Source organism: Snodgrassella sp. W8132 (genome assembly GCF_016100865.1).
Lineage (GTDB): Bacteria > Pseudomonadota > Gammaproteobacteria > Burkholderiales > Neisseriaceae > Snodgrassella > Snodgrassella alvi.
This window is the reverse complement of sequence record NZ_JACFRQ010000001.1, coordinates 151,825-165,254: the sequence shown is the minus strand read 5'-3', so window position 1 is coordinate 165,254 and position 13,430 is coordinate 151,825. Positions and strand designations below refer to the sequence as shown.

15 protein-coding genes and 1 pseudogene are annotated in these 13,430 nt (G+C 44.2%); 3 read left to right on the top strand and 13 right to left on the bottom strand.

Features of this window, described 5'->3' with window-relative positions:
* Nucleotides 1-46 precede the first annotated feature (46 nt).
* From H3U82_RS00765 to hisB, 13 genes and pseudogenes are all read right to left on the bottom strand, one after another.
* Entirely contained in the window at nt 47-1,477 is a 1,431-nt protein-coding gene (locus tag H3U82_RS00765) for a cell wall metabolism sensor histidine kinase WalK (RefSeq protein ID WP_084565536.1), read from the bottom strand.
* Between the two features lie 42 nt (nt 1,478-1,519).
* Entirely contained in the window at nt 1,520-2,203 is a 684-nt protein-coding gene (locus H3U82_RS00760; protein WP_025331280.1) for a response regulator transcription factor, read from the bottom strand.
* Nucleotides 2,204-2,365: 162 nt separating this feature from the next.
* Nucleotides 2,366-4,174, bottom strand: a complete 1,809-nt coding sequence (locus H3U82_RS00755; RefSeq protein ID WP_198208737.1) for a PglL family O-oligosaccharyltransferase — start codon at nt 4,172-4,174, stop codon at nt 2,366-2,368.
* A gap of 111 nt (nt 4,175-4,285) precedes the next feature.
* The gene (tatC, locus tag H3U82_RS00750) at nt 4,286-5,053 is read right to left on the bottom strand and encodes a twin-arginine translocase subunit TatC (protein WP_025331282.1); all 768 of its coding nucleotides are present in this window, start codon (nt 5,051-5,053) and stop codon (nt 4,286-4,288) included.
* A gap of 13 nt (nt 5,054-5,066) precedes the next feature.
* Entirely contained in the window at nt 5,067-5,543 is a 477-nt protein-coding gene (tatB, locus tag H3U82_RS00745; RefSeq protein WP_084585739.1) for a Sec-independent protein translocase protein TatB, read from the bottom strand.
* 9 nt (nt 5,544-5,552) lie between these two features.
* The gene (gene tatA / locus H3U82_RS00740) at nt 5,553-5,753 is read right to left on the bottom strand and encodes a Sec-independent protein translocase subunit TatA (RefSeq protein ID WP_025331284.1); all 201 of its coding nucleotides are present in this window, start codon (nt 5,751-5,753) and stop codon (nt 5,553-5,555) included.
* 84 nt (nt 5,754-5,837) lie between these two features.
* On the bottom strand, nt 5,838-6,185 hold the full coding sequence (locus H3U82_RS00735; RefSeq protein ID WP_078475718.1) for a phosphoribosyl-ATP diphosphatase: 348 nt from the start codon (nt 6,183-6,185) through the stop codon (nt 5,838-5,840).
* Between the two features lie 12 nt (nt 6,186-6,197).
* Nucleotides 6,198-6,614 (bottom strand): phosphoribosyl-AMP cyclohydrolase, encoded by a 417-nt coding sequence (gene hisI, locus H3U82_RS00730; protein WP_025331286.1) that lies wholly within the window; start codon nt 6,612-6,614, stop codon nt 6,198-6,200.
* 51 nt (nt 6,615-6,665) lie between these two features.
* Nucleotides 6,666-7,433: an imidazole glycerol phosphate synthase subunit HisF gene (gene hisF / locus H3U82_RS00725; RefSeq protein ID WP_025331287.1), complete on the bottom strand. Its 768-nt coding sequence runs from the start codon at nt 7,431-7,433 to the stop codon at nt 6,666-6,668.
* 34 nt (nt 7,434-7,467) lie between these two features.
* Nucleotides 7,468-7,797 carry a hypothetical protein gene (locus H3U82_RS00720; RefSeq protein ID WP_025331288.1) on the bottom strand — a complete coding sequence of 110 codons (330 nt, stop codon included), beginning with the start codon at nt 7,795-7,797 and terminating at the stop codon, nt 7,468-7,470.
* 147 nt (nt 7,798-7,944) lie between these two features.
* On the bottom strand, nt 7,945-8,682 hold the full coding sequence (hisA, locus tag H3U82_RS00715) for a 1-(5-phosphoribosyl)-5-[(5-phosphoribosylamino)methylideneamino]imidazole-4-carboxamide isomerase (RefSeq protein ID WP_084553800.1): 738 nt from the start codon (nt 8,680-8,682) through the stop codon (nt 7,945-7,947).
* A gap of 49 nt (nt 8,683-8,731) precedes the next feature.
* A complete protein-coding gene (hisH, locus tag H3U82_RS00710; RefSeq protein ID WP_198208736.1) occupies nt 8,732-9,379 on the bottom strand; it encodes an imidazole glycerol phosphate synthase subunit HisH in 648 nt (215 codons plus the stop codon).
* A 529-nt stretch (nt 9,380-9,908) separates the two neighbouring features.
* A pseudogene (gene hisB / locus H3U82_RS00705) lies at nt 9,909-10,499 on the bottom strand (imidazoleglycerol-phosphate dehydratase HisB); the annotation flags it as partial.
* Nucleotides 10,500-10,741: 242 nt separating this feature from the next.
* Between hisB and H3U82_RS00700 the strand changes: the two are divergent.
* From H3U82_RS00700 to H3U82_RS00690, 3 genes are all read left to right on the top strand, one after another.
* Nucleotides 10,742-11,701 (top strand): PhoH family protein, encoded by a 960-nt coding sequence (locus H3U82_RS00700; RefSeq protein WP_041878921.1) that lies wholly within the window; start codon nt 10,742-10,744, stop codon nt 11,699-11,701.
* A 205-nt stretch (nt 11,702-11,906) separates the two neighbouring features.
* Nucleotides 11,907-12,749, top strand: a complete 843-nt coding sequence (locus H3U82_RS00695; protein WP_198209932.1) for an SDR family NAD(P)-dependent oxidoreductase — start codon at nt 11,907-11,909, stop codon at nt 12,747-12,749.
* Between the two features lie 49 nt (nt 12,750-12,798).
* Nucleotides 12,799-13,419, top strand: coding sequence for a TetR/AcrR family transcriptional regulator (locus H3U82_RS00690; protein ID WP_198208735.1), 621 nt, complete (start codon nt 12,799-12,801; stop codon nt 13,417-13,419).
* Nucleotides 13,420-13,430: the final 11 nt, after the last annotated feature.

The following is a 13,430-nucleotide window of genomic DNA, read 5'->3' as shown; positions in this document are numbered from 1 at the left end:
CGTATTCTTCGGAGAGAACCTGCCAGCCGGATAAGTATAAATAACTTTATCCGTTGGCTACAGGCAACTGATTTTTATTTTTCTGGCGGTTCCTGTTTCTGCCCGGCGTAAATTTAGGCAGTAAAAAATGCATACTTAAACCCTTGGGTTGTTGATTATCTGCATAAATTTTGCCATGGTGACGATCAATGATATGTTTAGTTAACGCCAAGCCTAAACCTGTACCCGGTTTATTAGCACTGCTGTCTGCACGATAAAAAGCAGTAAAAATATGCGGTAACTGATTTTCTGCCACACCGGGTCCATTGTCACTGATATCAACCTGCCATTGCTGTTTACCACCCTCATGCAGATAAACTTTAATTTCACTGCCATCAGGGCTGTAATTAATGGCATTACGCACAACATTATCAAAAGCCCGATATAAATAGCTTTCATTGGCTTTTACCATAGCAGTATCAGGAATATCACACTGCCATGATAAAGTCTGCTGATGCTGCATAGCTATGGACTGATTGTCTTCCACGATTTGCTTGATTAGTGGCACCAAAGACAAAGGTTCCAGCGTAATAGGCAAATCAGAAGTTTCCAGCCGTGACAAGGTAAGCAGTTCACCTACCAGTAAATCCATACGCCCCAGTTCACTTTCCAAACGCTGCAAGTGTTGTTCCTGTTTTTGTGGTTGTACGTGAATCAAACCAATAATCGCTTGCATGCGTGCCAGCGGAGAGCGCATTTCATGTGATACATGGTGCAACAGGTGACGCTCTTTTTCCACAAGCTTCTGCAGTTTATCTGCCATATTGTCAAACTGCACAGCCAGAGAATACAGTTCATCACGACGTTCTGATAGCTGATGAGAAACACGGGTCTGCAAATTCCCGTGAGCCAGACGATCCATCCCGCGCCACAATACGCGGATTGGCTGAGTAATGTTATTAGCCAGTATATAGGCTGTTAATAAACCTACTATAATAATAAAGCTGAGAATGATAAATTCGTGCCAGACTGGTGCAATGGGTAAACCAGGAATAAAAAACGGGCTCGGCGGACGTGGAGTGCGTTCATGGTTCCAGCCGCGAATCATGAAGAGATATTCTTCACCCAGTGAATTATAGGCAATCTGTACGAGTTTTGAGTGCGGATGTGACAAAGCGAACTCATGTGCTTTATCAATATCCTCAGGATCAATAGGGCGCCCTAGTATGTCATTTTTATTGTCACCGGTAATAACATACAGGTTTTCACCACCCGGACTATTCCCCCACTCAACCAGTTGTTCGCGTATACCGGCATCACCACGTGCCTGAAACGCATTCATGGTGCTGCTCAGCAGATTTTCTTCAAAATTGCGCTGTTGTTTAAACCGTGTTTCGGCTAAAGTGTTTTGTACCAGCCAGAATGAAGAACTGGCCACAAAAATGGCACAAACAATTACAGCACAAAAAGTAGCAAAGATACGGGGGAACAGTTTCATAAATCAGAACAGGCTGTTTATTAACAGCCTGTATCCACTGGTTCAGTTTTTTACAAACAGGTAGCCCAGACCACGCACAGTCTGAATCAGACTGGCATTGCCCAGCTTATGACGAATACTGGATATATGAACGTCGATACTGCGATCAAATTTAGCCAGCTTCCGGTCTAGTGCTTCCAGAGACAGTGTTTCTTTGCTAACTACCTGTCCGGCATGACGCATCAGCACTTCCAGCAGATTGAATTCGGTACTGGTCAGCTCCAGTGGTTCTTCTTCAATAGTAACCTGACGTTTAGCCGGATAAAGTACTACACCACTGGCTGCAATACTGTTCGGAATGCCATTCTGGTCATTGTCATGACTTTGATGTGTACGGCGGAGGATAGCATTGATACGAGCCAGCAATTCACGCGGCTGACAAGGTTTCGGCACATAGTCATCCGCACCCATTTCCAAACCGATAATGCGATCAATATCATCGCCTTTGGCGGTTAGCATAATAATCGGAATCTTGCTTTGAACCCGTACCGTTTTCAATACATCTAGACCGTTCATTTTCGGCATCATGGAATCCAGAACCACTACATCATACTGACCGGTTAAAATTTCTTTAACACCGGCTTCACCATCAGCAACGCGGCTGACTTCCAGACCTTCTGCTGTCAGATATTCAGTGAGCAGTTCAGTCAACAAATTATCATCATCAATTAATAATACGCGATTCATATCATCCTCCTAAATGGAAGTGCGTTGTCTGTATTGACTACAGACGAATTTACTATATTTACACTTTGTATCTTAACATGTAGGTTGAGATTATCTTTACAATAACAAGGCTTTTTCTCATTTTTTCATTAAAAAGCACTATGTTAAATATTTGTCTGAACTCTATAAACAATTCACTTTCTGCATGCTTTGCTGCTGATATTTCAGGCAATCTTGTTGCAATTGTGGTATTACTGCCACGGCCTGAGGCTGCTGTTTAAATCTGCTTATAAAACCAGGAACAAGTACAGGATAATAATGACTTACATGGCTGAACCACTCTTTAGCCTCATTATTCTGATGTGCTTGCTCTAAGTAAAATCCGCGCATGAAAGTGTTGCTATACGGGCGATACCGTCCGGCAAGTAATGCAGCCTGTTTACCCCATAAAGGTAAAAAAGAATCAGTAACATTCAACTTTTCGATAATTGCCATGTCTACATAATAACGAAGAAAGTATATTTGATTACGCAAATCATGCATACGGCTTACTTGTTCAGCCTGGGGCAGATTACGTTCAGCACGCACTTTTAAAAAACGCTGATAGTTCATCATTTGCCACAGAAGCAGAACCATCGAAATCAATACCACTATGGCGCAGAACTGATTTACGCGGCCGGACGCCGGACGGCAAGACCGTTTCAAGTCCTCCTGTGATACAGGCGTTAGTGCCACAAACAAAACAAACACAGCAAGAAAATAGCTGTACCACAGCGGATATTCCAGCATGCTGTGGCATAAAGACACCAGAATCATACTGATCAGCACAATTGATGCCGGATTAAATCCCTTACGTAAATGAGGCCAGATAACCCATAAAAAGCAAGCACTGACAATTAGCAATCCGACTATGCCTGTTTCAGCCAGTAATTGTAGTACCAGATTATGACAATGAGTAAACAGCACAGTATTTTCATACTGACGAAAACCATTCGGATAAACATCTGCAATAGCAAAGCCCTGATATGAATAACTGCCCCAGCCATAACCAAACCACGGAGCGCTTTGAAATATCAGCCAAGCCTTATGCCACTCCATTTGTCTGCCTGACCGGGCAAATCCACCCTGTTCCAGCCGTGCTGTTCCGGATTGAAAATTGATATGCAGCAACATGTCAAATAATGGGCTTAATATCAGCTGAAACAGCAATACCAGACCTATGGCAATACCCAGCATCAGCAACAGGCGATTCGCTGCAGAGCCGGCACGCCAGCGCCAGAAAAATAGTGACAGTCCTATTACCAGCACATAGACAACAATCGTCCGTGAACCGATCAGTCCCATAATGCCGGTAAACCAGATTAATAAAACCCATACCAGCCAGTTAGGCAGACGTCGTTGTTCCCATAAAAAGCACAGTGCCAGCACGCCCCACATCAGATAATGCCCGAGATGATTGCGCTGTGCCAGCTGACCATAGATGTAATGATTACCCGGACCGCGCAATATTCCCGGTATCCGGTCTGCAATATCAGCAAACTGCATTACACACACGATTGACTGTAGTAGTACACCCAGTACAAGAGCCATCGCCAGAATAGTGACAGCCTGAGTCTGGCCTATGCGAATCACCCATGCCCGTGCAGCCCATGCGAGCAAAGCCATTACTACAAATACCAGAGCAGTCAGATCAGACTGGCTGATATAAGTAAGATGCATAACTCTTGCCTGTAGCATCAGCAAAAAAGCGAGCAATAGCAGACTGATACAGGCAGGAGGAAATGAAAACTGAGTTTTGCGTGTCAGTACCGTTAATCCAGTCAGACAAAGAGCAAAAAATAACGTCCCGGCTTCCAGATAAAAGCTTGACAGCGTACCTACCCGCCAACTCGACATAAATGGCACAATGCATAAAGTCAGCATCCCCAGCCACCATATCAGTGTGGACAGACGGCAAATACTCGGACACGAATCAATTTGTGACTGATTCATACAACTCTCCAACGAATAACATCATTAGCCGGCTTATATTATTTATTAAACAGGCTGCCTGAAAATTCTCAGGCAGCCTGTTATTTCAGTAAAAAAGCAAAAGTGACAAAACTATTCTCTTCCCGAGTGGACTGTTAAAGCAGTCTTTTTGTTACTACTACCCCAACAGCGACACACCAGAATTCCTACTTCATAAAGAAGAATCAGCGGTATAGCAAGTAATGTTTGCGACAGCACATCCGGTGGAGTCACTACGGCAGCTACAACAAAAGCACCTACCACCACATAGGCACGGGCTTTTTTCAATTGCTGAACAGACACTACTCCGATTCTGTTTAACAGAATCACCAGTACAGGCACTTCAAATGTTACTCCGAATGCTACAAACATACCTAGAATAAAAGACAAATATTTATCTATATCAGTTGCCATACTGACACCGACAGGAATAACACCGGTAAGAAAACGGAAAATAACCGGAAAAACCAGATAGTAGGCAAATGCCATACCTAAAGCAAATAATAAAACACTGGCAATCAGTAATGGCAGTATCAGACGTTTCTCATGTCTGTACAAACCCGGTGCCACAAAAGCCCAGATTTGATACAGTGTATGTGGAAGTGTCAAAAGAAATGCTGCCATTAGTGTTACTTTTAACGGAACAAAAAACGGGGCAATCACTTCTGTGGCAATCATATGCTGACCTGCCGGAAGATTCGCCATTAATGGTTCAGCTACAAAAGTATAAATTTTTTGCGCAAAGGGCACCAAAACTGCAAAGCACAGCAGCAGAATTCCCAGAATCCACATCAAGCGGCGACGCAATTCCAGCAAATGATCAATCAGCGTCAATTCAGTATTTTCTTCAACCTGCTTCACAATCGGTTATCCATCAATGTCGGCGTACCCGCAGTTTAGGAGTAATGCTGTGCCGCGGTCGCATATCCCGCCGGCGTTGCAAAGCCTGCCGGCGTAACGATACCCGATGCAGCAACGGTGCTTCCCTTACCGGCAAATGATAATCTTGTGACGACCCAGAGAACTCAGGTGTACTGTCTGTTTCAGCCTGCTGTTCCTCTTTAGAGAGCTGACGTTTAAGTGCATCTACTTCACCGCGGATACTATGCACATTGGCATTGATATCATGCTCAAAAGAACGGGCTGCGGCTTCAATACTGTCACGCGCCTGCCTGAATTCTGCCACACCGGCCTGCTGGCTTAGTTCGGTTTTAACATTATTAATGAAATTCTGAATGCGCCCGACCCAGAGACCGGCACTGCGTGCTACCTTGGGTAGTCGCTCCGGTCCGAGTACAACCAGAGCCACAGCAGCAATCAGTAAAATTTCACCAAACCCCAAACCAAACATAAATGCTTTCTACACTTTGCTGTCGTCTTTATTATGTTCGATTACATCATCATTTTTTGTGCTTTCCCGGTCACTTTCGTTCAGTCCCTGCTTAAAATCGTGTACAGCTCCGCCCAGATCTTTACCAAGATTACGTAATTTTTTGGTGCCAAAAACCAGTACAACAATCAGTAATACCAAAGCCCAATGCCAAATTGAAAAACTGCCCATGATGTTATCCTTTACTTCAACTGCCTAAAAAAACATGCGCCTGCTGTTTACTCACAGCTGCGCATATTTAAAATTCCATTGTAATTACTGTGGCTGGCGACTGGCTTTTTCAGTCAGACCAGACACATTTTGCCGCTGCTGCAATTCCTGCAATACATCTTCAACCCGAATCTGATGATAAGTTAATAACACCATCGTATGAAACCAGACATCAGCAACTTCTTTAACTAAATGCTGTTTATCTCCGTCTTTGGATGCCATTAATACTTCACCGGCTTCCTCAATAACTTTTTTCAGGATTTTATCTTCACCGGCATGCAATAACTGAGAAACATAAGAAGTTTGCGGTGAAGCCTCACGTCTGCTGTCCAGCACATCAGCCAGTTCAGTTAATACTCTGGAAAAATCTGCTTTTTCCGGCACTTGTGTCATCCTGCTTCCTCTTTAATCAGTATGTGTGTGTCCTTTGGCAGGACATGTATATATTTCATTTTCATTTTTGATAACCGGGTCAGTGCTCTGCCAGTCACCATCATGATAAACACGATAAAAACAGCTGGCATGTCCGGTATGACAGGCAATACCTCCGGACTGCTCAACCAGCAGCACCAGTGCATCACCGTCGCAATCCAGCCGCATTTCATATACCTTTTGCGTATGCCCGGACTGTTCACCTTTCATCCATTGCTGCTGGCGTGACCGGCTGTAATAATGAGCCAGACCAGTACTTACTGTCTGACGCAAAGCTTCGGCATTCATCCATGCCACCATAAGAACGCGCTGAGTATGCCTGTCCTGCACCACCGCGCAAACCAGACCTTTATCATCCCACTTTATCGCATCCAGAAGCGTATCAAACACTGCAATTGTCCTTATTTTCAGGTAAACATACAACCATTATCGGCAGCCAGATTAGATACGCATCTCAATACCGGCCTGTTTCATGGCTATCTTGGCATCCTGAATACGTACTTCACCAAAGTGAAAAATACTGGCAGCCAGTACAGCATCAGCATGACCTTCCTGAACACCTTCTATCAAATGTTCAATATTGCCCACACCTCCTGATGCAACAACAGGAACCGACACAGCATCACTTACAGCCCGGGTTAACGGTAAATTAAACCCTGCCCGGGTACCATCACGGTCCATACTGGTCAGCAAAATTTCACCAGCTCCGCGTAAGGCCATATCCTGTGCCCAGGCTACTGCATCGAGTCCGGTGTGTCGGCGTCCGCCATGAGTAAAAACCTCCCAGCAGGTATTCTCGGCATTGACTGCTTTAGCATCTACGGCCACAACAATTGCCTGATTACCGAAAAATGCACTGGCTTCACTAACCAGTTCAGGATTGGTCACTGCTGCGGTATTAATTGATACCTTATCAGCACCGGCATTAAGTAAGCGGCGCACGTCTTCAACACTGCGTACGCCGCCCCCTACTGTCAGCGGAATAAACACTCGGCTGGCTACCGCTTCAATAACATGTAAAATCGTATCACGATTATCCGAACTGGCAGTAATATCCAGAAAAGTCAGCTCGTCAGCACCTTCATCATTATAACGCTGTGCTACCTCAACCGGACTACCGGCATCACGCAAAGAAACAAAATTAATTCCCTTAACTACTCGCCCGTTATCAACATCCAGACAGGGAATAATACGTTTGGCTAAAGCCATAATAATGCCATCTTTCTCTGCTACTGAGCAGCAATCATTTACCTAGCCACTGCGCAACCAGAGCAAAAATATGATTCTGATAAAAATAGTAAACAATACCCACAACTAATGTATAAATCACGGCACTGGTAGTACTTACAGCAATAATATCAAAGAGCCATATGACAATGAATACAAATACCCATTGTGCTATCCATCCTACTAACCAGACATTGTTAACTTCCGGCCATGCATGTTCTATGATGCTGCTGAATACCATCATCGCCATCGTAAATATACTGGCCTGAAAAAAAGTCTGTCTCGGGCGGTTCATTGTAAACAATAGCCATAAAACTATTACTACCGCACCTAAGATGCTAACCATAAACGTCCTCCCTGATTACCTGTACAGTTACAGTCCAAAAATCATATTGGCTATCGGTATTAATCGAGTCCTATATGATTATTATTAATTTATACAAAATCAGATTATCAGAAAATATTCTGATACAAGCACTGTCAGCAAAATTTATTACTTATACTGATCAGCCATCCGCTGTGCTGCGGCCAGATCAAGTGAACCTTCATAAATCGCGCGTCCTACAATAGCTCCGGTAACACCCTGCTCGGCTACGGCACATAAAGCTTCCACATCGTTCATACTGCTCACCCCGCCGGATGCAATAACCGGCACAGAAGCTGCCTGTGCCAGCTTGACTGTGGCATCAATATTCACACCACTCATCATTCCGTCACGACCAATATCAGTGTAAATAATACTGTTAACACCATCATCCGCAAACTGTCTGGCTAGCTCAGTAACATGGATATCTGTCACTTTTGCCCAGCCATCAATGGCAACCATGCCATCTTTAGCATCCAGCCCGACAATAATTTGTCCGGGGAAAGCTGCACATGCCTGACGCACAAATTCGGGATTATTCACAGCTGCTGTACCAATAATGACAAAACTCAGTCCCAGCCGCAGATATTGTTCAATTGTATGCAAATCACGAATGCCACCGCCGAGCTGCACAGGCACATTATCCGCTACCTGTTCAAGTATCGCTTTGATGGCGGTCATATTTTCTGGTTTTCCAGCAAAAGCACCATCCAGATCAACTAAATGCAAACGACGCGCACCCTGCTGACACCAGTGCACAGCCATCTGTGCAGGCTCATCAGAAAATACAGTGGCTTTTTCCATCAGCCCCTGTTGAAGACGTACACACTGTCCGCCTTTTAAATCAATTGCTGGAATCAATAACATATTAAATTCAAATATACTGACGAGTTAAACACCGGTACCTTTACTTCAATTAAAACGTACCATCCCACCGCAAAAAATTACCCAGCAGCTGCAAACCGGCCGCATGGCTTTTTTCAGTATGAAACTGCGTAGCAAAAACATTATCTCTGCCTGCTATACAGGCAAAATTACCGGCATAATCAGCCGTACCCAGAATAATTGACGGATCCTCTGGTCGCAGATAATAACTATGAACAAAATAAAACCATTCATACTGAGCCACACCGGCAAATAAAGGATGCTCTTGCATCTGATGTACACGATTCCAGCCCATATGCGGTATTTTCAGTGGTCTGCCATCAGTACTTAATGCAGCCTGAAAATGCGGTACCGTACCCTGAAACCAGCCTAATCCGGCCGTATTACCCTCTTCGCTACATTCAAACAGCAATTGCGCGCCAACACAGATACCAAAAAACGGTTTGCGCCGCAATCCGTCTTCCAGTGCATCAGCCAATCCGCTCCGCTGCAAAGCAGCCATACAATCCGGCATAGCCCCCTGACCGGGAAAAATAATTTTATCAGCCTGATATACCTCATCCGGTTCGGCTGTCAGAATAACTTCCGCCTGCATCTGCTGTAACTGGTTTGCTGCCTGTACAGATTTCAGCACTGAATGCAGATTTCCCATACCATAATTGACAATGGCTACTTTCATCTTCATATCTTTATAAAATCAACTGAACATACCTGCAGCAAAAGTTTATCCGGAGTCCGGTTATCACTAACGGGCTGCCTGCAAAGAAACAGCTTGTTATCATACATGAACACCGGATAGCTGAAAATCTGAAACTGGCAGATTATGATACGTAGCCATAATCTTGCTAAAAAAACACATATTTATCAGCAATTATGCTGATTATTTCCATATTATCCATCAGAATTTTATTATCCGGTGACTGATTTCATTTATTTTTATCCGTTAAATTCAATGACAGCTAACCGTAAAAAAATAATCCTAAAGATATAAATAACCGGCATATTCATCAGCAATTTGTTGTACAAGCCGATAGAAACTGTAATCAATCACTTCAAATACAATATAACGTATATAAGACAGCCATCAGTAATTGTGATTTGCAAAATAAATTATTGCAGATGGTTTCATAATTACTCGTACAGACCGACATAAATAAATTTATCCGCCAATGTATACACACCAGCGGATTAGAATCTATACAAAACCATTATGCAGTCAGCGTACCTTTCGTCGACGGCATCACCCCTGCCATTCGCTCATCCTGAGTAACAGCCATTCGCAAAGCACGACCGAAGGCTTTAAAAATCGTTTCTGCCTGATGATGAGCATTCAAACCACGCAAATTATCAATGTGCAAAGTCATCATGGCATGATTCACTAAACCATGAAAAAATTCACTGAACAAATCCACATCAAACCGGCCGATTAACGCCCGGGTAAACTCTACGTTATAGACCAGACCGGGGCGACCGGATAAATCCAGCACCACCCTGCTCAAAGACTCGTCCAGCGGCACATAACTATGACCATAACGCGTAATACCGCATTTATCACCCAGTGCCTGTTTTAACGCCTGTCCCAGCGCAATGCCAATATCTTCAACAGTATGATGATCATCAATATGCAGATCTCCGCGACAACGGATATCCAGATCAATCAACCCATGACGGGCAATCTGATCAAGCATATGCTCCAGAAAAGGCACTCCGGTATCAAAATTTCCTACACCGGTGCCATCAAGATTAATACTTATTTGTATTTTTGTTTCACTGGTATTACGCGTAATTGTCGCAGTTCGCATGCAATGTTCCATTTCAGAATTATTTATATATGCAGTAGTATAAATTGCCTGCAGCATTTCTCCACCACACCTACAATCTATATCAACTCATTTCTGCCGGCAAGGTCAGCCGGTGTTTTCTTTAAGCAAACACAAAAAACACTTTTATCAGATAAAATATTATCAAATCATCCTCTCTTGCTTTCGATCAGCCTGACTACATATTAAAATCAATATTTATCTTTTTATTTATTGTAATTATGAGTCAAACCAGCCATTATCAGTTACATCAGATAGACAATATTTCTCTGCAACGCCTGTGCGGCGTATTAGACCAGCACATTATCAGCCTGGGCAAAGCTCTGGATCTTGAAATTACCCGTCGTTTTGACCATTTTACCTTAAGCGGAGAACATATCAGTCAAGGAGTGAAAGCATTGGAGAATCTGGCCAGCATAGCGCGTGAGCGCGATATCAGCGATAGTGACATCCATTTAGCTGCGGTAGAAGCCAAAACCACCACCCAGGAAAATTCAGACTACCATGAACCCAAAGTCTGGACACTGCGCACCCGCCGCGGCAACATCAGCGGGCGCACCCCGCGTCAGAACGGTTATATACAGGCATTATTAAAACATGATGTCGTATTTGGTCTGGGACCTGCCGGTACCGGTAAAACCTATCTTGCTGTCGCCGCCGCAGTAGATGCCATTGAAAAACATCAGGTAGAACGTATCGTACTGGTTCGTCCAGCTGTAGAGGCCGGGGAAAAACTCGGATTTCTGCCGGGCGATCTGGCACAAAAAGTCGATCCGTATCTGCGTCCCCTGTATGACGCCCTTTATGACCTGATGGGCTTTGACCGTGTGACCAAACTACTGGAAAAAGGGCTGATTGAAATCGCACCTTTAGCCTATATGCGCGGACGCACACTTAACGGGGCTTATATTATTCTGGACGAAGCCCAGAATACCACACCGGAACAAATGAAAATGTTCCTGACCCGTATCGGCTTCGGAGCCAAAGCAGTGATTACCGGTGACATCAGCCAAATCGACTTACCTAAAAATATCAAAAGCGGTCTGAAAGATGCGCGTGAAAAACTCAGCAACATTGAGGGGATTTATTTTCACGTATTCACCAGCGAAGACGTAGTACGCCATCCGTTAGTACAGAAAATTGTCGACGCTTATGATGAAGCAGCTGAAAAAGAACAGTAATCTTTTAATTAACGATTAAATGAAGCACGCTGATAACGCAATAAAATAATTTGATTACCGGCAGAAGCTGCATATTCCGCACAGACAGGAAAATGATATTTTCCCGCCTGCTGCTAACAGCATAACTGTCAAACAACCCGGATATATCCATTTTCCGGCATGTTAAACTACATCCGGTAAATAAATTCCAACCGACATAAATATGATGAAAACTATTCTGATCACAGGCTGTTCCAGTGGTATCGGGTATGCAACCGCTCAGCTTCTGCGACAAAACAACTGGCGCGTTTATACAAGCTGCCGTCGGGCAGAAGATGTTGAGCGCTTACGTTCAGAAGGTTTTCACAGTCTGCAACTGGATATTACCAATGATGAACAGATACAGGCAGCTATCGAAACCGTAATAGCCGAATTCGGCCACCTTGATGCTTTATTTTGCAATGCCGGTTACGGTCAGACAGGCGCAGCCGAAGATCTTTGCCGGGCAGCCTTACAGGAACAGTTTAATACCAACGTATTCGGCACATGGCAATGCATCAACGCAGCAATGAAAATTTTCCGGCGTCAGCAGCATGGTCGTATTCTGGTAAATTCCAGCATACTGGGCTATGCAGCCATGCCATGGCGCAGTGCTTATACCAGCAGTAAATTTGCACTGGAAGGACTATGTGATACATTGCGTCATGAAACTCATGCCAGTGGTATTTATATCAGCCTGCTTGAGCCCGGACCAATCACCAGTCGCTTTCGTCCCAATGCACTGATTAAATTCAAACAATATATAGATGTTAAAAACAGCGTGCATCGTGCCGCCTATCAGGCACAGCTCAACCGCCTGCAGGCAGCCGGTTCTGTCGCACCATTTACACTGACTGCCGAACAATGCGCCCAGGTCTGCGCCCGTGCACTCAATGCCAGCAAACCTAAAGCACGTTACCCGGTTACCGTACCGGCACACCTCTTCTGGTATCTGAAAAAATTCCTGCCCATCAGCTGTCTGGACTGGCTATGTCGCACTGCCGTCAGAAAACAGGGAAAACCAAACTGACCCCTGCCACAGCCATTTGTCCCAACCAGCCCGCAAAAATCTTATAACAATGACAGAATTATTCAGTACACTTTCATTATCCCGCAAAGGTAATAACACCAGAATCGCCCTTATCCGCAGCGGCGTAGCAGCCATGACCACACACGGCTACATCAGTGCCAATATTGAAAGCATACTGAAACAGGTAGGCGTACCCAAAGGTTCTTTTTATTACTATTTCAAGAGTAAAGAAGAGTTTGGCACAGCTATACTCCAATACTACGACCACTTTTTTACTGAAAAACTGGAACAACATTTATTAAACCAGAATATCTCTTCCGCACTGGCCAGAATTAATACATTCTGCACAGATGCCAAAACCAGCATGGCCAAATATCATTTCAACAGAGGTTGTCTGGTGGGTGAACTAATGCAGGATGAATCTCTTCTGCCACAAAATTATCCTGCTTTACTCAATAACATCCTGCACAACTGGCAGGAAAAAATAGCCGGTTGTTTGCAGCTGGCGCAACAGCAGCAAGAAATCAGTTCACAAACAGACTGCACAAAACTGGCTTACTTCTTCTGGCTTGGCTGGGAAGGTGCAGTCAGCCGTGCCAAATTACTCAAAAATGCAACGCCGCTGGATATCTTTACCGAACAGTTTTTTAATCTGATAAAAAACCATTAGTCAGCTTCCAA

What these genes read in the sequence shown, in the direction of transcription:
- hisH (WP_198208736.1), bottom strand. Translation starts at nt 9,379, where the DNA reads ATGAAAGTAGCCATTGTCAATTATGGTATGGGAAATCTGCATTCAGTG.
- H3U82_RS00760 (WP_025331280.1), bottom strand. Translation starts at nt 2,203, where the DNA reads ATGAATCGCGTATTATTAATTGATGATGATAATTTGTTGACTGAACTG.
- H3U82_RS00765 (WP_084565536.1), bottom strand. Translation starts at nt 1,477, where the DNA reads ATGAAACTGTTCCCCCGTATCTTTGCTACTTTTTGTGCTGTAATTGTT.
- H3U82_RS00755 (WP_198208737.1), bottom strand. Translation starts at nt 4,174, where the DNA reads ATGAATCAGTCACAAATTGATTCGTGTCCGAGTATTTGCCGTCTGTCC.
- tatB (WP_084585739.1), bottom strand. Translation starts at nt 5,543, where the DNA reads ATGTTTGGTTTGGGGTTTGGTGAAATTTTACTGATTGCTGCTGTGGCT.
- H3U82_RS00720 (WP_025331288.1), bottom strand. Translation starts at nt 7,797, where the DNA reads ATGGTTAGCATCTTAGGTGCGGTAGTAATAGTTTTATGGCTATTGTTT.
- hisA (WP_084553800.1), bottom strand. Translation starts at nt 8,682, where the DNA reads ATGTTATTGATTCCAGCAATTGATTTAAAAGGCGGACAGTGTGTACGT.
- tatA (WP_025331284.1), bottom strand. Translation starts at nt 5,753, where the DNA reads ATGGGCAGTTTTTCAATTTGGCATTGGGCTTTGGTATTACTGATTGTT.
- hisF (WP_025331287.1), bottom strand. Translation starts at nt 7,433, where the DNA reads ATGGCTTTAGCCAAACGTATTATTCCCTGTCTGGATGTTGATAACGGG.
- H3U82_RS00695 (WP_198209932.1), top strand. Translation starts at nt 11,907, where the DNA reads ATGAAAACTATTCTGATCACAGGCTGTTCCAGTGGTATCGGGTATGCA.
- H3U82_RS00690 (WP_198208735.1), top strand. Translation starts at nt 12,799, where the DNA reads ATGACAGAATTATTCAGTACACTTTCATTATCCCGCAAAGGTAATAAC.
- H3U82_RS00735 (WP_078475718.1), bottom strand. Translation starts at nt 6,185, where the DNA reads ATGACACAAGTGCCGGAAAAAGCAGATTTTTCCAGAGTATTAACTGAA.
- H3U82_RS00700 (WP_041878921.1), top strand. Translation starts at nt 10,742, where the DNA reads ATGAGTCAAACCAGCCATTATCAGTTACATCAGATAGACAATATTTCT.